The organism is Pseudomonas sp. G11 (assembly GCF_029457515.1).
GTDB lineage: Bacteria > Pseudomonadota > Gammaproteobacteria > Pseudomonadales > Pseudomonadaceae > Aquipseudomonas > Aquipseudomonas gorinensis.
The window spans coordinates 1728375-1746852 of record NZ_CP120377.1 but is presented as its reverse complement, the minus strand read 5'-3'; the positions used below and the strand labels follow the sequence as shown (position 1 = coordinate 1746852).

Here is an 18478-nt window from a genome sequence, read left to right as displayed (position 1 = left end):
AATCCGTTGTCGTTATCTTGGGTCAGACGCTTAGAACGTCTGGCCGAGGGAGAATTGGAAAATCTGGGTTTCAGCGTTATCCGGTTTCTTGATCGGCATGGCCAGAGCAAAGCTCAACGGACCAAGCGCAGTCACCCATGTCACGCCGACACCCACGGAGCTCGCCATGTTACTCAGGCTCACATCGTTACATTGGGTGTTGGACTTCACGCCCGTTGGGTTGGTGACCTGCTCGCACTTGGAATCGAACACGTTACCCACATCCCAGAAAACCGAAGTACGCAGGGACCGCTGATCTTTGACGAACGGCAGAGGGAAGAGAATTTCCGCACCACCCTGGATCAACACGTTACCACCGAATGGCAGCGCACTAGTATCGGTGTCCGCCACGGTTCCGGTGTTACCGGTCACGGCAGCGCCACGGCTCGGGGTACCACGCGGGCCCAGTGTGCTGTCCTTGAAGCCACGCACCGAGTTGAAACCACCGGCATAGTAGTTCTCATAGAACGGCAGGCCGTTGGTCGAACCATAGCCGTCGCCATAACCCAGCTCAGTGTGCAGGCGCATGGTGTAGTTATCGCTCAGCGGCTGGAACAACTGGCCACGGTAGTCGAGCTTGAAGAACGAGAGGTCGCTGCCAGGCGTGGTGGTTTCCAGGGTCAGGCTCTGGGAGTGACCTCGGGTTGCCAGTACACCTTTGTTCAGGGTCGACTCGGACCAGCCGGCAGAGGCCTTGAAGTTCAGGAACTTATCGCCTTCACGACGGGTAAAGTCAAAGATCTCATCCACGGTGTACACACCGGTCTTGATCTCATCCTGCTGCGCGGTGAGGCCGAAGGTCAGGCGCGAGGTCTCGCTGATCGGGTAGCCGATGTTGACACCCGCACCCAGGCTGTCGATCGCATAGCTTGCTACGTTAACGTCGAGGTCTTTGTAGTCGGTGGTGCGATAGAAGGCGTTGTAGCCCAGGCTCACACCGTCAGCTGTCCAGTAGGGGTCGACATAACCGAAGTTATAGCGGCTCTGGTATTCGCTTCGGGTCAGGCCGATGGAAACCTTGTTACCGGTACCGAGGAAGTTGTTCTGGGTGATCGAACCGCCCAGGATCAGACCGGCACTCTGAGCAAAACCGACACTGGCGGTAATCGAGCCCGATGCTTGTTCCTCTACGGCGTAGTTCACGTCAACCTGGTCGTCTACACCCGGTACGGCCGGGGTTTCAACGTTCACTTCCTTGAAGAAGCCCAGGCGCTCAAGACGGGTCTTGGACTGGTCGATCAGGTAAGTCGACGCCCAGCCACCTTCCATCTGGCGCATTTCACGACGCAGCACTTCGTCCGCTGACTTGGTATTGCCACGGAAGTTGATGCGGTTCACATAGGCACGCTTGCCCGGGTCGACCACGAAGGTGATATCCACGGTGTGGTCATCATCGTGCGGAGTCGGTACACCGTTGACGTTGGCGAAGGTATAGCCTTCGTTACCCAGGCGACGGGTGATCAGCTCGGAGGTGGTGGTCATCAGCTTGCGCGAGAACACCTGGTCCTTCTGCACCAGCAACAGCGCCTTGACCTGGTCTTCAGGCACTTTCAAGTCGCCGCTGAGCTTGACGTCACGAACCTTGTACTTCTCGCCTTCGTTGACGTTGACTGTGATGTAGACGTGCTTCTTGTCCGGGGTGATGGACACCTGGGTCGAAGCGATATCCATGTTGATATAGCCGCGGTCCAGGTAGTAGGAGCGCAGGCGTTCCAGGTCACCGGAGAGTTTTTCACGAGCGTACTTGTCGTCGTTCTTGAAGAACGACAACCAGTTGGTGGTCTTGAGTTCGAACAGGTCGATCAGGTCTTCATCAGCGAACTTGGTGTTACCCACCACGTTTATGTGCTGAATGGCCGCCACGGTGCCTTCGTTGATGTTGACCTTCAGGCCCACACGGTTACGAGGCTGCGGGATCACTTCGGTTTCAACGGTTGCGGAGTAGCGACCCTGGGCAACGTACTGGCGTTGCAGCTCGTTACGCACACCTTCAAGCGTCGCGCGCTGGAAGATCTCGCCCTCGGCCAGGCCGGATTGCTTGAGGCCCTTCATCAGGTCTTCAGTGGAGATCGCCTTGTTGCCTTCGATCTCGATACTGGCGACGGAGGGTCGCTCGACAACGGTGATGACCAGGACGTTGCCTTCGCGACCCAGTTGGATGTCTTGAAAGAACCCGGTTTTGAACAGCGCACGAGTGGATTCCACCAGGCGACGGTCATCAGCCTGTTCCCCGACGTTCAACGGCAAGGCACCAAAGACGCTACCCGCGGAAACCCGCTGGAGGCCGTTGACGCGAATATCGGAGATGGTGAAGGACTCGGCGTGAACTTCGGCGATCATCAATACGGTGAGAACCGCAGTTAGCAGCAGACGTTTCATGAAGTCCTTTCTTATTCCAACTGGCAATAAACAAACTGCCGCAAAATGCGGCAGATTCGCAATTCAGCGAAGCGTTACAGACGTCCCAGATCGTTGACCAAGGCTAACAACATCACCCCGACCACCAAACTGATACCAATCTGTATCCCCCAACCCTGCACCCGATCCGACAAGGGGCGACCACGCGCCCACTCGACCAGATAAAACAACAGATGCCCCCCATCCAATACCGGAATGGGCAGCAAATTCAGAACCCCAAGACTAATACTCAGATAAGCCAGGAAATTCAGGAAATCCGCGACACCCGACTGGGCAGAAGCGCCCGCCACTTTAGCAATGGTTATCGGCCCACTCAAGTTTTTTACCGAGAGCTCGCCGAACAACATTTTCTTGAGGGACTCGAGGGTCAGCACACTCATGGTCCAAGTACGTTTTGCACCCTCGCCAATCGCGGCCACTGGCCCGAAACTGACCTCGCGCACCATCGATGGCGGCCAGTCCGGACTTTTCACGCCGGCACCGAGGTAACCCCCGGCCGCCTTGGCTTCGCCCCGCACCGCCAGGGTGACAGGGACGTCGATTTGAGCACCATCGCGCTCAATTTTCAGCACAATTTTGGTATCAGGGCGTACACGCACCAGGTCGACCACTTGCTGCCATTCGCCCAGCGCCTGACCATCAAGGGCCAACAGGCGATCACCGGTTTTCAGACCTGCGGCCTGGGCGGGACCTTTCGGGTCCAGCTCGGCCAGGACCGGCGGCAAGGCCGGGCGCCAGGGTCGAATCCCCAGGGACTTGATCGGATCCGGCTCGTCGGCCCCCTTGAGCCAATGGTCCAGGGCCAGCTCACGCGGGGACTCGGCAGTGGAATCCTGCTCGCGTACCACCACCTTGACGGTGCCGCTCTCACCCAAGCGACGCACCAGCTGCAAATTGACCGCACCCCAACCAGTGGTCGGCTCGCCATCAATGGAAACTATTTCCTGCCCGGCGACCAATCCAGCCTTGGCGGCGATGCTGTCCGACTCAACCGCACCGATGACCGGGCGAATCTGCTCGCTACCGAGCATGGCCAGGACCCAGAAGAACACCATGGCCAGCAGGAAATTGGCGATCGGGCCAGCAGCGACAATCGCAATACGCTGACGAACCGTCTTGCGATTGAAGGATTGATCGAGCTGATCCGCCGGCACTTCGCCTTCGCGCTCATCGAGCATCTTGACGTAGCCACCCAGGGGGATCGCCGCAATCACGAATTCGGTGCCACGGCGGTCGTGCCAGCGCAGCAGCGGCATGCCGAAACCAACGGAAAAGCGCAGTACCTTGACGCCGCAACGACGCGCCACCCAGAAGTGGCCGAATTCGTGGAAGGTAACCAGCACACCCAGAGCAACCAGGGTGCCGACAATCATGTAAAGCGCACTCATCTAATTTCTCCGCATTCCAATCCAGTGCCTGAAGGCTAAAACGCGCCCAAAGACTAACGCGCGTTGCGGTTCAACCATTGTTCGGCCAGGGTCCGGGCCTTGGTATCCGCCTCGAACACTGCCCCCAAATCATTCACTGCCACCACGGGTTCAAGACTTAGAACATCCTCGATGATACTCGCGATCTGCGGAAAGCGGATGCGCCGTTCGAGAAACGCCGCCACCGCAACTTCATTGGCCGCATTGAGCATTGCCGGTGCGCTGTTACCCGCCTCGGCCGCCAGCCGCGCCAAACGCAGGCAGGGAAAGCGCTGCTCGTCCGGCGCCTCGAAGTCCAAGCGGGCAATAGCGAACAGGTCCAGAGGCGCGACACCCGAGTCGATACGCTCCGGCCAAGCCAGGGCGTTGGCGATCGGCGTACGCATATCGGGGTTGCCCAACTGCGCCAATACCGAACCGTCCACGTAGTCGACCAGGGAATGAATCACACTTTGCGGGTGAATCACCACCTCGACCTGCTCAGGCCGCGCGTCGAACAGCCAGCATGCCTCGATCAACTCCAGGCCTTTGTTCATCATGCTCGCCGAGTCGACGGAAATTTTGCGCCCCATGGACCAGTTCGGATGGGCGCAAGCCTGGTCCGGAGAGACATGCTCCAGCTCAGTCAACGGCGTCTGCCGGAAAGGACCACCCGAGGCCGTCAGCAAGATCCGACGCACGCCGACCTGGCTCAAGCCGCGAGCAAAGTCGCCCGGCATGCATTGGAAGATCGCGTTGTGCTCACTGTCGAGGGGCAGCAGCACCGCCCCGCTCTTACGCACCGCTTGCATAAACAATGCGCCGGACATCACCAGCGCTTCTTTATTAGCCAGCAGGATCTTCTTGCCGGCGTCGACAGCCGCCAGGGTCGGGCGCAAGCCAGCAGCACCGACGATAGCAGCGACAACGGTATCCACCTCGGCATCGGCCGAGACCTGGCACAAACCTTCCTCCCCCACCAGCACCTGGGTAGCCAAACCCGCGGCGCGCAGATCATCCTGCAAACCCCGCGCAGCCGTAGCCTCGGGTACGACGGCAAAGCGCGGCGCATGGCGCACGCACAGGGCCAGCAACTCACTCAAGCGGCTGAAGCCGGTCAGCGCGAAGACTTGATAGCGTTCCGGGTGACGAGCAATCACGTCCAGGGCGCTCAACCCTACCGAACCGGTCGCGCCCAGCACGGTGACCTGTTGCAGGCGGCTCACGAGGCGCTCATCCACAACAGCACGGCAAAGATCGGGATCGCGGCCGTGAGGCTGTCGATGCGATCCAGCACGCCACCATGACCCGGCAGCAGGTTGCTGCTGTCCTTGATCCCGGCCTGGCGCTTGAACATGCTTTCAGTGAGGTCACCCACCACCGAGATGAATACGACAATGGCCGTACCCAGCAGGGCCAGGAAGACTTCCTTCATGGACCATTCGCGCACGACACCAACAACAAGCGTGATCACCAGTGTCAACGCCAGGCCGCCATACACGCCTTCCCAGCTTTTGCCCGGGCTGACGGCGGGTGCCAGCTTGCGCTTGCCAAAGGCCCGGCCGGAAAAGTAGGCGCCAATATCAGCCCCCCAGACCAGCACCATTACCGCGAGGATCAGCTCATTACCAATCGGGTAGCGCTTGATCTCCACCAGCCCTTGCCAGGCCGGCAGCAGGATCAGCAAGCCAACCACCAATTTGCAGGCGACACTGGACCACTGGGCACTGGTGCGCGGATAGGTCAGCACCAGGAACGTCGCCAGGGCCCACCACAATACCGCCGCCCCCAATACCCAGGGCGCGATGTCCGGCAGGATGTACATCAGGAACAGCAACAGCGCTACCACCGCCGCATAGACCAGGCGTGGCAACTGCGTACTGAACCCTGCCAGGCGCGCCCATTCCCAGGCCCCGAGGATTACAACCAGGCCAATAAACAGCGCAAAGCCGGAACCGTCGAGCAGGAAAAATCCACACAAGGCAATCGGCAGCAGGATCAGTGCTGTGATGATTCGTTGTTTAAGCATTTAAACCCGGGCTCCAGCTTCGATCTGCTCGCTCGTTTTACCGAAGCGACGCTGACGGGAAGCGAAATCGGCCAGCGCTTTACGCATGGCATCGTGTTTGAAGTCCGGCCAGAACAGGTCGGAGAAGTACAACTCGGTGTAGGCCAATTGCCACAATAGAAAGTTACTGATGCGGTGCTCACCACCGGTGCGGATACACAGGTCCGGCAACGGCAGGTCGCCGGTCACCAGACAGGTTTGCAACAGTTCGGGCGTGATGTCGTCCGGGCGCAGATGGCCGGCCTGCACTTCGCGAGCCAGCCGCTGCGCAGCCTGGGCGATATCCCACTGGCCGCCATAGTTGGCGGCGATCTGCAGTACAAAGCGGTCGCTGCCAGCTGTGATCGCCTCGGCTTCGCGCATGGCGGCCTGCAAATCCGGATGGAATCGCGAACGATCACCGATGATGCGCAGGCTGATTTTATTGTCGTTGAGACGCTTGGCCTCACGACGCAAGGCCTTGAAGAACAGGTCCATCAGGGCACTGACTTCCTCGGCAGGCCGCTGCCAGTTTTCACTGGAGAAGGCGAACAGGGTCAACACTTCGACCTTGGCCTCGGCACACACCTCAATCACCGCCCGCACCGCATCGACACCCGCTTTATGCCCGGCGACACCAGGCAGAAAGCGTTTCTTCGCCCAGCGATTATTCCCATCCATGATGATCGCGACATGGCGCGGCACCACAGAGGGCACAGTCTGCTTGGTCTTTTCCATGAAGGCGTCCTGACCCCTTATACGGCCATCAGGTCCTTTTCTTTTTCTTCGGTAGCCTTGGTAATCTGGGCCTCGGCTTCTTTAGTCAGCTTGTCGATATCGGCAATAGCGCGACGCTCTTCGTCTTCGCTGATTTCCTTGTCCTTGACCAGCTTCTTCAGGTCACCCAACGCATCACGACGGATGTTGCGCACGGCAACACGCGCGTCTTCAGCAGCACTGCGCGCCTGCTTGGTGAAGCCCTTGCGGGTTTCTTCGGTCAGTGCCGGCATGGAGATCAGCAACAACTCGCCCAGGTTGGTCGGGTTGAGGTTCAGGCCGGCACTTTGGATGGCTTTGTCGACAGCAGCGAGCATGTTGCGCTCGAAAGCCACGACTTGCAGGGTGCGCGAATCTTTTACGGTTACGTTGGCCACACCGCTCAGGGGGGTGTCGGCGCCGTAATACGGCACCATCACGCTACCCAGGATGCTCGGGTGCGCCTTGCCGGTACGAATCTGGCCGAACGCGTGGCTCAGAGACTCCAGGGATTTCTGCATACGCGCTTGGGCGTCTTTCTTGATGTCATTGATCATTGTTGGCCTTCCTCGATCAGAGTCCCTTCCGCGCCGCCGTGTACGATATTCAGCAGGGCGCCGGGCTTGTTCATGTTAAATACGCGCAGCGGCATCTTGTGGTCGCGGCACAGGCAAATAGCCGTCAGGTCCATCACGCCCAGCTTGCGATCCAGCACTTCATCGTAGGTCAGATGATCGAACTTCTCGGCATGCGGGTCTTTGAATGGGTCTGCGGTGTATACGCCATCCACCTTGGTGGCCTTGAGCACTACGTCAGCATCGATTTCGATGGCGCGCAAGCAAGCAGCCGAATCCGTGGTAAAGAATGGATTGCCAGTACCGGCGGCGAAGATCACCACTTCCTTGGAGTTCAAGTGACGCATGGCTTTGCGGCGATCATAGTGATCGGTCACACCAACCATGGAAATAGCCGACATCACGATTGCCGAGATATTGGCACGCTCCAGGGCGTCGCGCATGGCCAGGGCGTTCATCACAGTGGCCAGCATGCCCATGTGGTCACCCGTGACCCGATCCATACCGGCCGCACTCAGTGCCGCGCCGCGGAACAGGTTACCACCCCCGATCACCAGGCCGACCTGGACACCGATGCCGACCAGTTGGCCGACTTCCAGCGCCATGCGATCGAGCACCTTGGGATCGATCCCGAACTCTTCCGAGCCCATCAGGGCCTCGCCGCTAAGCTTGAGTAGAATGCGTTTATAGCGAGCCTGATAACCACTGCCCTGCTGAGCCATTGCGAATCTCTCCTGCGGCGTATTTTTAAAAATTCTTGGCGAGCCGTTTACGGCTTGCGTTCACTCTAGCTGGACGCTATCACAGCGCCATCGGATCACGGCTTTGTAAGCCAGTTCCGAGGGGAAGCCAAATAAAATTAGCCTTCCCATTTGAAAAGAGGCTGCGCGCGTGAGCGGGCAGCCTCTTTCGGGCGACAGTGGGAACCTGTCTTATTGCTTGGCGGCAGCCAGCTGGGCAGCAACTTCTTCAGCGAAGTTGTCGACCGGCTTCTCGATGCCTTCGCCTACTTTGAAGTAAGTGAAGGAAACGATTTCAGCACCGGCTTTCTTGGCCAGTTCGCCAACCTTGATTTCAGGGTTCTTGACGAACGCCTGCTCAACCAGGCTTGCTTCAGCCAGGAACTTGCTGATACGGCCTTTGATCATGTTTTCAACGATGTTCTCTGGCTTGCCAGCGATTTTGTCAGCGTTGAGGCTCAGGAACACAGCTTTTTCGCGCTCGATTGCGTCAGCAGACACTTCCGATGGCAGCAGGAACTCAGGGTTGCTGGCCGCTACGTGCATAGCGATGTCTTTGGCCAGCTCAACAGTGCCGCCCTTCAGAACAACAGCTACACCGATCTTGTTGCCGTGCAGGTAACCACCAACAACATCACCTTCAACGCGAACCAGGCGACGAATGTTGACGTTTTCGCCAACCTTGCCGACCAGTACCAGACGGTCTGCTTCTTGAGCTTCGATCAGCGGAGCGGCGTCAGTCAGTTTGTCGGCGAACGCTTTCTCAACGCTGGCAGCAACAAATGCCTTGAAGTCGTCCTGCAGGGCCAGGAAGTCAGTCTGCGAGTTCACTTCCAGCAGGACTGCGGATTTACCGTCTTCCTTCAGGGCGATAGCGCCTTCAGCAGCAACGTTGCCTGCTTTCTTGGCAGCCTTGATGGCGCCGGAAGCACGCATGTCATCAATGGCTTTTTCGATGTCGCCGCCGGCCTTGGTCAAGGCCTTTTTGCAATCCATCATGCCTTCGCCGGTACGCTCACGCAGTTCTTTGACCAACGCTGCAGTAATCTCTGCCATTTCAAAATCCTCTTGGATAGGTTTTCAACCATTCCACCCGATCAAACGGGCGATCAATTCTTCCCGAATCTCCCTTGTAGGCCGCTGCACGTTACAGATGATGTAGCTGCGCTGCCGACAAATGGTTTTCGAGGTGGCAAAAAGGGGGCCAAGCCCCCTTTTTGCTTACTGAGTCAACGCCAGGGCGTCAATTACTCAGCTGCGGCTACCGGAGCTTCTTCAACGAACTGCTCGGTGCCACCAGCAACGTGGTTGCGACCACGGATAACAGCGTCAGCCATCGAACCCATGTACAGCTGGATAGCGCGGATGGCGTCATCGTTGCCTGGGATGATGTAGTCAACGCCTTCCGGGCTGCTGTTGGTATCGACTACGCCGATAACAGGGATGCCCAGCTTGTTGGCTTCGGTGATCGCGATGCGCTCGTGATCAACGTCGATAACGAACAGTGCGTCAGGCAGACCGCCCATGTCCTTGATACCACCCAGGGAACGATCGAGCTTTTCCAGGTCGCGAGTGCGCATCAGCGCCTCTTTCTTGGTCAGCTTGGCGAAAGTACCGTCTTCGGCTTGCACTTCAAGGTCACGCAGACGCTTGATGGAAGCACGGATGGTTTTGAAGTTGGTCAGCATGCCGCCCAACCAGCGGTGATCGACGTACGGCGAACCGCAACGTGCTGCTTCTTCAGCAACGATCTTGCCAGCGGAACGCTTGGTGCCAACGAACAGAATCTTGTTTTTGCCCTGGGCCAGGCGTTCTACGAAAGTCAGCGCTTCGTTGAACATTGGCAGGGTTTTTTCAAGGTTGATGATGTGGATCTTGTTACGCGCGCCGAAAATGTACTTACCCATTTTCGGGTTCCAGTAACGGGTCTGGTGACCGAAGTGCACACCGGCCTTCAGCATATCGCGCATGTTGACTTGGGACATGATAGTTCCTTAATAAGTCGGGTTTGGCCTCCACGTATCCCAATGACCAACCAGCGGCATCAAGGCCTCCGGCACCCAGGTCATCGTGTCGACACGTGTGTGGATTTAAGCTTTGCGGGGTATCCCCGGAAAGCGGCGCATTTTATACCACAGCAAGGGCGAAAACGAAACCCGCAATCACATTTGCCAACGACGTTTTTTGCGCAAGCCTTTGAATAGAGCCAATATAGCCCCACCTTATAGAGAGAACCGATCACCAGACGCTCATGATTTGCCACCCGCGTCTGGTAGAATCGCGTTTTTTGGGCTTGTGCGAATTCTGTAACCTTTTGTCGCACGCCCGCAAACCGTATTGATTTCAGCGCGTCGCGCTAGAGAGAGCCTGTATGACCGTCACTTTGAAAACCGCCGAAGACATCGCAGGCATGCGCGTTGCCGGCAAACTGGCTGCCGACGTGCTGGAAATGATCGCCGAACACGTCAAGCCAGGCGTCACTACTGAAGCGCTGGACCGTATCTGCCACGACTATATCGTCAACGTGCAAAAGGCCATCCCTGCGCCGCTGAACTACAAGGGCTTCCCCAAGTCGATCTGCACCTCGATCAACCACGTGGTATGCCACGGGATTCCCGGCGATAAGCCATTGAAAGACGGCGACACCCTGAACATCGACGTCACCGTGATCAAGGATGGCTACCACGGCGACACCAGCCGCATGTTCCACGTCGGCACCGTACCGGTCTGGGCTGAGCGCCTGTCCCAGGTCACCCAGGAATGCATGTACAAGGCCATCGAGATCGTCAAGCCTGGCTGCCGCCTGGGCGACATCGGTGAAGTGATCCAGAAGCACGCGGAAAAGAACGGTTTCTCGGTCGTCCGCGAATTCTGCGGCCACGGTATCGGCAAGGTGTTCCACGAAGAACCGCAGATCCTGCACTACGGCCGCGCCGGCACCGGCATGGAACTCAAGGCAGGCATGACCTTCACCATCGAGCCGATGATCAACCAGGGCAAGGCCGACACCAAGGTTCTGGGCGACGGCTGGACCGCCATCACCAAGGACCGCAAGCTCTCGGCCCAGTGGGAACACACCCTGCTGGTCACCGACACCGGCTACGAAATCTTCACCCTGCGTGCGGACGACACGATCCCACGCATTTCGGGTGCGGCTTCGGCGTAACGGCTGCCCAGGTTTTCCCCCACTGTGTTCTGACTGACTGATAGATAGAAAGGAAAGCCGATCAATGCCCCAGGTGGATCCCGAACTCTTCGACCGTGGCCAGTTCCAGGCCGAACTGGCGCTGAAGGCGAGCCCTATCGCCGCCTTCAAGAAGGCTATCCGCCAGGCCCGCGAGGTGCTCGACGAGCGCTTTCGCAGCGGCCGGGACATTCGCCGGCTGATCGAGGACCGCGCCTGGTTCATCGATAACATCCTGCAAAAGGCCTGGGAACAGTTCACCTGGAGCGAAGACGCCGATATCGCCCTGGTCGCGGTCGGCGGCTATGGCCGTGGTGAACTGCACCCCTACTCCGACATCGATTTGCTGATCCTGCTGGACAGTGCCGATCATGAGATCTTTCGCGATTCCATCGAGCGTTTTCTGACGCTGTTGTGGGATATCGGCCTTGAGGTCGGCCAGAGCGTGCGCTCGGTCGACGAATGCGCCGAAGAAGCCCGTGCCGACCTGACCGTCATCACCAACCTGATGGAAAGCCGCACCATCGCCGGCCCCGAGCGCCTGCGCCAGCGCATGCTCGAAGTCACGAGCACCGCACACATGTGGCCCAGCAAGGATTTCTTCCTGGCCAAGCGTGCCGAGCAGAAAGCCCGACACCACAAGTACAACGACACCGAATACAACCTGGAACCCAACGTCAAAGGCTCGCCGGGCGGGCTGCGGGACATCCAGACCATCCTGTGGGTCGCCCGCCGCCAGTACGGCACCCTGAACCTGCGCGCCCTGGCCGGCGAGGGTTTTCTGGTGGAGAGCGAAAACGCCCTGCTGGCCTCGTCCCAGGAATTCCTGTGGAAAGTGCGCTACGCCCTGCACATGCTCGCCGGGCGCTCCGAAGACCGCCTGCTGTTCGACCACCAGCGGTCCATCGCCACCCTGCTCGGTTTTGAAGGCGAAGACGCGAAGACCAGCATCGAAAGCTTCATGCAGCAGTACTACCGGGTGGTCATGAGCATTGCCCAGCTCAGCGACCTGATCATCCAGCACTTCGAAGAAGTGATCCTGGCCCCGGAAGACGAAGCACCACCGCAGCCGATCAATGCGCGTTTCCAGCTGCACGACGGCTATATCGAGGCGCGTAGCGACAACGTGTTCCGCCGCACCCCGTTCGCCATGCTGGAAATCTTCGTGCTGATGGCCCAGCAGCCGGAAATCAAAGGCGTGCGTGCCGATACGATCCGCCTGTTGCGGGAAAACCGTCACCTGATCGACGATGATTTTCGCAATGACATCCGCAACACCAGCCTGTTTATCGAACTGTTCAAATGCAAGATCGGCATCCACCGCAACCTGCGGCGGATGAACCGCTACGGGATCCTCGGGCGTTACCTGCCGGAGTTCGGCTTTATCGTCGGGCAGATGCAGCACGACCTCTTTCACATCTACACGGTGGACGCCCACACCCTGAACCTGATCAAGCACCTGCGTAAGTTGCAGTACACCCAGGTCTCAGAAAAATTCCCGCTGGCCAGCAAGCTCATGGCCAAGCTGCCCAAGCCCGAGCTGATCTACCTGGCCGGCCTGTATCACGACATTGGCAAAGGCCGGCATGGCGATCACTCGGAAATCGGTGCGGTTGACGCCGAGGCCTTCTGCCAGCGCCATCAGTTGCCGTTGTGGGACAGCCGCCTGATTGTCTGGCTGGTGCAGAACCACCTGATAATGTCGACCACCGCCCAGCGCAAGGACTTATCCGACCCGCAGGTGATCCACGATTTCGCACAGATCGTCGGCGATGAAACCCGCCTCGACTACCTGTACGTACTGACCGTCTCCGATATCAACGCCACCAACCCGACGCTGTGGAACTCCTGGCGCGCCAGCCTGTTGCGCCAACTCTACACCGAGACCAAGCGCGCCCTGCGTCGCGGCCTGGAAAACCCGGTGGACCGCGAAGAACAGATCCGCCGTACCCAAAGCGCGGCCTTGGATATCCTGGTGCGCGGCGGCAACGACCCGGACGACGTCGAACAGCTCTGGTCGCAACTGGGTGATGATTATTTCCTGCGCCACACTGCCGGCGATGTGGCCTGGCACAGCGACGCCATCCTCCAGCAACCCGCCGATGGCGGCCCGCTGGTCTTGATCAAGGAAACCACCCAGCGCGAATTCGAGGGCGGCACACAGATCTTCATCTACGCGCCCGACCAGCACGACTTCTTCGCCGTGACCGTGGCCGCCATGGACCAGCTCAACCTGAACATCCATGACGCCCGCGTGATCACCTCCAGCAGCCAGTTCACCCTCGACACCTACATCGTGCTCGACACCGAAGGCGAGTCGATTGGCGACAACCCGGCGCGGGTCAAAAAGATTCGCGAAGGGCTCACCGAAGCGCTGCGCAACCCGGATGACTACCCGACCATCATCCAGCGCCGGGTACCTCGCCAGCTCAAGCATTTTGCCTTCGCCCCCCAGGTGACCATCTCCAACGATGCACAGCGCCCGGTGACCGTGCTGGAGCTCAGCGCGCCGGACCGTCCGGGCCTGTTGGCACGGATCGGCGGCATCTTTTTGGAGTTCGACCTGTCGTTGCAGAATGCCAAGATTGCGACCCTGGGCGAGCGCGTGGAAGACGTGTTCTTCATCACCGACGCCGATAACCAGCCGCTGTCCGACCCGGAGCTGTGCCGTCGCCTGCAGGACGCGATCGTCCAGCAGCTGAGCGTGACCCAGGAACCCGGTGTCGAACTGACACGACTGACCATTTAAAGCGCCGCCCCCAGTTTTTAACGCCTTGCACGAGATCCACCGATGAACAACGCCCTGAACCAGCTGCAGCCCTACCCGTTCGAGAAACTGCGCGCCCTGCTCGGCAGCGTCACGCCCAACCCAGGCAAACGCCCGATCGCGCTGTCCATCGGCGAACCGAAGCATAAATCCCCGGAATTCGTAGCCAAGGCGCTGGCAGATAACCTCGACCAGATGGCGGTCTACCCAACCACCCTGGGCCTCCCGGCATTGCGCGAGGCCATCGGTGCCTGGTGCGAACGTCGCTTCAATGTACCCAAGGGCTGGCTCGACCCGGCGCGCAATATCCTGCCGGTCAACGGCACCCGCGAAGCACTGTTCGCCTTCACCCAGACCGTGGTCAACCGCGGCGACGATGCCCTGGTGGTCAGCCCCAACCCGTTCTATCAGATCTACGAAGGCGCCGCCTTCCTGGCCGGGGCCAAGCCGCACTACCTGCCATGCCTGGATGCGAACGGTTTCAACCCGGATTTCGACGCCGTGTCGCCGGACATCTGGAAACGCTGCCAGATCCTGTTCCTGTGCTCCCCCGGCAACCCGACCGGCGCGCTGATCCCGGTTGAAACCCTGAAAAAACTGATCGCGCTGGCCGACGAGTATGACTTCGTCATTGCCGCCGACGAATGCTACAGCGAGCTCTACTTCGACGAACAAACCCCGCCGCCAGGCCTGCTCAGCGCCTGCGTGGAACTGGGCCGCGAGGACTTCAAGCGTTGCGTGGTGTTCCACAGCCTGTCCAAACGCTCCAACCTGCCAGGCCTGCGCTCCGGCTTTGTCGCCGGCGACGCCGATATCCTCAAGGCATTCCTGCTTTACCGCACCTACCACGGCTGTGCAATGCCGGTGCAGACCCAATTGGCCAGCATTGCCGCCTGGCACGACGAAGCCCACGTAAAGGCCAACCGTGACCTGTACCGCGAGAAGTTCGACGCAGTGCTGGCAATCCTCAAGCCGGTACTGGACGTGCAAAGCCCGGACGGTGGTTTCTACCTGTGGCCGAACGTGGAAGGCGACGATGCTGCATTCTGCCGCGACCTGTTCGTGGAAGAACACGTCACCGTGGTGCCGGGCTCGTACCTGTCACGCGAAGTGGATGGCTTCAACCCCGGCGCCGGCCGTGTGCGCCTGGCGCTGGTTGCGCCATTGGCCGAGTGCGTGGAAGCGGCCGAGCGGATTCGGGATTTCATTCAGCGTCGCCGGTAAGCCCCTCACGGGTCATTTCACTTGACCCAGGTTTGCCTCACTCATATCCAGATCCGCCAATACCTCCCTCAAGACGTCATCACCAATCTGATGATGACGGCTCAAGCTGTACAACTCCAAGCGCTGCGCACGCAGCGCCTTGAGCCGAAGCTTGCGCTCAAGCAGATCCATTTGCTGAGCGAGCGCCTGGGCCTCGGCCGAATCGTTGAACACCTCCAATTGATGACGGTATTCCGACATCAACCGCGCCTTGAGTTCAGTGGCGAGCGCGGCCTGGGCGGCATCCTGGGTTTCGGTTTCAGAGGGTTCATCTGCCTCCAGGGCATGGATGGCCGCGACGGCGGTTTTTTTCCAGGCCTCACGCACTTCGTTGTGGCGCTTTTCATCCGGGCTCTTTTCGATGCCGCGCAGCAACAGCGGCAAGGCGATGCAGGCGGCGATCAGCGAGAGCAGGATCACCCCAGCGGCGATGAAAATCAGCAGGTCACGCTCCGGGAAGTCATGCCCCGGCGCCAACAGCAAAGGCACCGACATCACACCGGCCAAGGTCACCGCCCCGCGCACACCGCCGATGGTCAACAGCCAACAGGAACGGGCAGTAGGCACCAACGTCAGCTCGCTTTTCCCCCGTAGCCGCCGCAACAGGCCCGACAACCGCCATATGCTCTGTACCCAGATAAATCGCAGCACCAGCAGCACCAGGAAAATCGCGATCACGTCCAGGCAGCGGTACAACAACGTCGGCCAGAGCGTGGCTTCATGGCTTACCACGGCCTTGATAATGTCTGGCAGTTGCAGGCCGAGCAGCAGGAAGATCAGGCCATTGAAGGCAAACTCCAGCAGCGACCACACACTGCGGTTGAGCAAGCGCGTGCTGGTCTGGCGCGGCAGCAGATCAAGCCAGCTTTGCATCATGCCCGCCGCCACCGCCGACAAAATCCCCGAAGCCCCCAAGCGTTCGGCCAGCACATACGCGGCAAACGGTAGCAGCAGCATGAAAACCACGTGGGTGGCCGGATCATCCCAACCGCGGGCGATCATCCAGGCGCGCAATCGGCCAACCAGCCAGCTCAACGCCACCCCGACCGCCAGCCCACCCATGGCCACCAGGACAAAGGTGAGGCTGGCATCCGCCAGTGAAAACACGCCGGTCAACGCTGCCGCCAGGGCGAACTTGAAGGTCACCAGGCCCGAGGCATCATTCATCAGCGCCTCGCCCTGGAGCATATGCATCAGGGGTGTAGGTAAACGGTTCTGGGAAATGGCCGACACCGCCACGGCGTCCGTCGGCGACAACACCGCCGCCAGGGCGAAGGCCACCGGCAAAGGAATCGCAGGCAACAACCAGTGAATGAAGTAGCCAGCACCGACCACGGTGAACAGCACCAGCCCCACCGCCAACGTCAGGATCGGGCCGCGCAGGCGCCACAACTCACGCTTGGGCATGCGCCAGCCATCCGAGAACAACAACGGTGGCAGGAACAGAAACAGGAACAACTCCGGGTCCAGCGCCACATGCAGCCCCAGCGTGGGCCAGGCCAGCAAGGCACCCGCCGCAATCTGCACCAGGGGTAACGGCAGCGGGATGATGCGCCCCACCAGACGCGAAACGCTGACCAGCATCAGCAGGATAAGAACGGTGTAGGCGGTTTGCATAACGCGGGTTTCCCGGACGATCGACTTGCAACGACACACATCAGGCAACAACTGGCCGTTGAAGTGCCATATTACCTGGGTATGTTACCCACCTATGCTGCGTGCTGGCTTTTGCACAATAGTCGCACGGTGCTGACGAGCGGCACCCAAAGCCGCTGGTCGTGGCATAATCCGTGACCTTTCAGTTTCATTTGTCCAAAAGGGGGCAATTCCTTGACCGCTTCAAGCAAAACGTTGCACCTTTTCGGCATCAAAGCCTGCGACACCATGAAAAAGGCGCGCACCTGGCTCGATGAGCACGGTGTCAGCTATGAGTTCCACGACTACAAAACGGCCGGCATCGACCGCGAACACTTGACCCAATGGTGCAACGAGCACGGTTGGCAGGTGGTTTTGAACCGTGCGGGCACCACCTTTCGCAAACTCGAAGACGAACGCAAAGCCGATCTCGATCAGTCGAAAGCCATTGAACTGATGCTCGCACAACCCTCGATGATCAAGCGCCCGGTGCTTGATCTCGGTGACAGAACCCTGATTGGCTTCAAGCCAGATAGTTATTCGGCGGCCCTCAAGTAGGCCAGCCCTTCCATTTTTGTAGAGGTAACAGCATGTCCAATTCCCTGTTCAGCCTGGGCTTCGGCGTCGGCACTCAGAACCGCCAAGGTGCTTGGCTGGAAGTGTTTTACGCACAACCCTTGCTCAACCCATCGGCTGAAATCGTTGCCGCCATCGCGCCGATCCTTGGCTACAGCGAAGGCAACCAGGCGATCACCTTCACCGTCGCCCAGGCCCTGCAACTGGCGGATGCGCTCAAAGGCGTCGATGCCACCCAGGCAGCCTTGCTGAGCCGCCTGGCGGAAAGCCACAACCCGCTGGTCGCCACCGTGCTGGCCGAAGACGCCGCGTTGACCTCCACGCCTGAGGCCTACCTCAAGCTGCACCTGCTGTCCCATCGCCTGGTCAAGCCTCACGGCCTGAGCCTGGCCGGTGTGTTCCCACAGTTGCCGAACGTGGCCTGGACCAGCCAGGGCGCAATCGACATCAATGAACTGGCCGAACGCCAGTTGGAAGCGCGCCTGCGCGGCGAAGTGCTGGAAGTGTTCTCGGTGGACAAGTTCCCGAAAATGACCGACTACGTAGTGCCGAGCGGCGTGCGTATCGCTGACGCCGCGCGTATCCGCCTGGGCGCCTATGTGGGCGAAGGCACCACCGTGATGCACGAAGGTTTCGTCAACTTCAATGCCGGCACCGAAGGCCCGGGCATGATCGAAGGCCGTGTGTCGGCGGGTGTGTTCGTCGGCAAGGGTTCGGACCTGGGCGGCGGTTGCTCCACCATGGGCACCCTGTCGGGCGGCGGCAATATCGTGATCAAGGTCGGCGAAGGCTGCCTGATCGGCGCCAACGCCGGTATCGGTATCCCGTTGGGCGACCGTAATACCGTGGAATCTGGCCTGTACGTGACCGCCGGCACCAAGGTTGCGCTGCTCGACGAGAAGAACCAACTGGTCAAGGTGGTCAAGGCCCGCGAACTGGCCGGCCAACCGGACCTGCTGTTCCGCCGTAACTCCGAGACCGGTGCCGTGGAATGCAAAACCCACAAATCGGCCATCGAACTGAACGAAGCGCTGCACGCTCACAACTAAGCAGCCACTCGATGCCACTAGCG

15 protein-coding genes are annotated in these 18478 nt (G+C 59.6%); 5 read left to right on the top strand and 10 right to left on the bottom strand.

Annotation, left to right across the window (positions count from 1 at the left end):
- Positions 1 to 30: 30 nt before the first annotated feature.
- The 9 genes from bamA to rpsB form a co-directional block, all read right to left on the bottom strand.
- Entirely contained in the window at positions 31 to 2418 is a 2388-nt protein-coding gene (bamA, locus tag P2T68_RS07905) for an outer membrane protein assembly factor BamA (RefSeq protein WP_024073831.1), read from the bottom strand.
- Positions 2419 to 2492: 74 nt separating this feature from the next.
- Complete coding sequence (gene rseP, locus P2T68_RS07900; RefSeq protein ID WP_024073830.1) at positions 2493 to 3845, bottom strand: sigma E protease regulator RseP; 1353 nt, start codon at positions 3843 to 3845, stop codon at positions 2493 to 2495.
- 53 nt (positions 3846 to 3898) lie between these two features.
- Positions 3899 to 5089, bottom strand: a complete 1191-nt coding sequence (ispC, locus tag P2T68_RS07895; protein ID WP_024073829.1) for a 1-deoxy-D-xylulose-5-phosphate reductoisomerase — start codon at positions 5087 to 5089, stop codon at positions 3899 to 3901.
- Complete coding sequence (locus P2T68_RS07890) at positions 5086 to 5892, bottom strand: phosphatidate cytidylyltransferase (RefSeq protein WP_277379218.1); 807 nt, start codon at positions 5890 to 5892, stop codon at positions 5086 to 5088. The genes ispC and P2T68_RS07890 overlap by 4 nt, the downstream gene beginning before the upstream one ends.
- Positions 5893 to 6648 (bottom strand): polyprenyl diphosphate synthase, encoded by a 756-nt coding sequence (uppS, locus tag P2T68_RS07885; protein WP_024073827.1) that lies wholly within the window; start codon positions 6646 to 6648, stop codon positions 5893 to 5895.
- A gap of 17 nt (positions 6649 to 6665) precedes the next feature.
- The gene (frr, locus tag P2T68_RS07880) at positions 6666 to 7223 is read right to left on the bottom strand and encodes a ribosome recycling factor (protein WP_024073826.1); all 558 of its coding nucleotides are present in this window, start codon (positions 7221 to 7223) and stop codon (positions 6666 to 6668) included.
- Positions 7220 to 7963: a UMP kinase gene (gene pyrH, locus P2T68_RS07875; protein ID WP_003189161.1), complete on the bottom strand. Its 744-nt coding sequence runs from the start codon at positions 7961 to 7963 to the stop codon at positions 7220 to 7222. Before pyrH ends, frr begins: the two co-directional genes overlap by 4 nt.
- A 210-nt stretch (positions 7964 to 8173) precedes the next feature.
- A complete protein-coding gene (gene tsf, locus P2T68_RS07870) occupies positions 8174 to 9037 on the bottom strand; it encodes a translation elongation factor Ts (protein ID WP_024073825.1) in 864 nt (287 codons plus the stop codon).
- 191 nt (positions 9038 to 9228) lie between these two features.
- Complete coding sequence (gene rpsB / locus P2T68_RS07865; protein ID WP_003219330.1) at positions 9229 to 9966, bottom strand: 30S ribosomal protein S2; 738 nt, start codon at positions 9964 to 9966, stop codon at positions 9229 to 9231.
- A gap of 386 nt (positions 9967 to 10352) precedes the next feature.
- Between rpsB and map the strand changes: the two genes are divergently transcribed.
- The 3 genes from map to dapC all read left to right on the top strand — a co-directional run bounded on the left by map (position 10353) and on the right by dapC (position 15156).
- Complete coding sequence (gene map / locus P2T68_RS07860; RefSeq protein WP_024073824.1) at positions 10353 to 11147, top strand: type I methionyl aminopeptidase; 795 nt, start codon at positions 10353 to 10355, stop codon at positions 11145 to 11147.
- A gap of 64 nt (positions 11148 to 11211) precedes the next feature.
- Complete coding sequence (locus P2T68_RS07855) at positions 11212 to 13914, top strand: [protein-PII] uridylyltransferase (RefSeq protein WP_024073823.1); 2703 nt, start codon at positions 11212 to 11214, stop codon at positions 13912 to 13914.
- Between the two features lie 42 nt (positions 13915 to 13956).
- Positions 13957 to 15156, top strand: a complete 1200-nt coding sequence (gene dapC, locus P2T68_RS07850) for a succinyldiaminopimelate transaminase (RefSeq protein ID WP_024073822.1) — start codon at positions 13957 to 13959, stop codon at positions 15154 to 15156.
- 12 nt (positions 15157 to 15168) lie between these two features.
- Here dapC and P2T68_RS07845 read toward each other — a convergent pair whose 3' ends face one another.
- Positions 15169 to 16812 (bottom strand): Na+/H+ antiporter, encoded by a 1644-nt coding sequence (locus P2T68_RS07845; RefSeq protein ID WP_041160857.1) that lies wholly within the window; start codon positions 16810 to 16812, stop codon positions 15169 to 15171.
- Between the two features lie 213 nt (positions 16813 to 17025).
- Between P2T68_RS07845 and P2T68_RS07840 the strand changes: the two genes are divergently transcribed.
- A complete protein-coding gene (locus P2T68_RS07840; RefSeq protein WP_003189147.1) occupies positions 17026 to 17388 on the top strand; it encodes an ArsC family reductase in 363 nt (120 codons plus the stop codon).
- A gap of 32 nt (positions 17389 to 17420) precedes the next feature.
- A complete protein-coding gene (gene dapD, locus P2T68_RS07835; protein ID WP_024073820.1) occupies positions 17421 to 18455 on the top strand; it encodes a 2,3,4,5-tetrahydropyridine-2,6-dicarboxylate N-succinyltransferase in 1035 nt (344 codons plus the stop codon).
- The last annotated feature ends 23 nt before the right edge of the window (positions 18456 to 18478 follow it).

Excerpts from the sequence above, each read along its gene's own strand:
- map (WP_024073824.1), top strand. The coding sequence starts at position 10,353 with ATGACCGTCACTTTGAAAACCGCCGAAGACATCGCAGGCATGCGCGTT.
- rpsB (WP_003219330.1), bottom strand. The coding sequence starts at position 9,966 with ATGTCCCAAGTCAACATGCGCGATATGCTGAAGGCCGGTGTGCACTTC.
- P2T68_RS07890 (WP_277379218.1), bottom strand. The coding sequence starts at position 5,892 with ATGCTTAAACAACGAATCATCACAGCACTGATCCTGCTGCCGATTGCC.
- P2T68_RS07845 (WP_041160857.1), bottom strand. The coding sequence starts at position 16,812 with ATGCAAACCGCCTACACCGTTCTTATCCTGCTGATGCTGGTCAGCGTT.
- dapC (WP_024073822.1), top strand. The coding sequence starts at position 13,957 with ATGAACAACGCCCTGAACCAGCTGCAGCCCTACCCGTTCGAGAAACTG.
- bamA (WP_024073831.1), bottom strand. The coding sequence starts at position 2,418 with ATGAAACGTCTGCTGCTAACTGCGGTTCTCACCGTATTGATGATCGCC.
- tsf (WP_024073825.1), bottom strand. The coding sequence starts at position 9,037 with ATGGCAGAGATTACTGCAGCGTTGGTCAAAGAACTGCGTGAGCGTACC.
- P2T68_RS07855 (WP_024073823.1), top strand. The coding sequence starts at position 11,212 with ATGCCCCAGGTGGATCCCGAACTCTTCGACCGTGGCCAGTTCCAGGCC.
- dapD (WP_024073820.1), top strand. The coding sequence starts at position 17,421 with ATGTCCAATTCCCTGTTCAGCCTGGGCTTCGGCGTCGGCACTCAGAAC.
- rseP (WP_024073830.1), bottom strand. The coding sequence starts at position 3,845 with ATGAGTGCGCTTTACATGATTGTCGGCACCCTGGTTGCTCTGGGTGTG.
- pyrH (WP_003189161.1), bottom strand. The coding sequence starts at position 7,963 with ATGGCTCAGCAGGGCAGTGGTTATCAGGCTCGCTATAAACGCATTCTA.
- frr (WP_024073826.1), bottom strand. The coding sequence starts at position 7,223 with ATGATCAATGACATCAAGAAAGACGCCCAAGCGCGTATGCAGAAATCC.
- uppS (WP_024073827.1), bottom strand. The coding sequence starts at position 6,648 with ATGGAAAAGACCAAGCAGACTGTGCCCTCTGTGGTGCCGCGCCATGTC.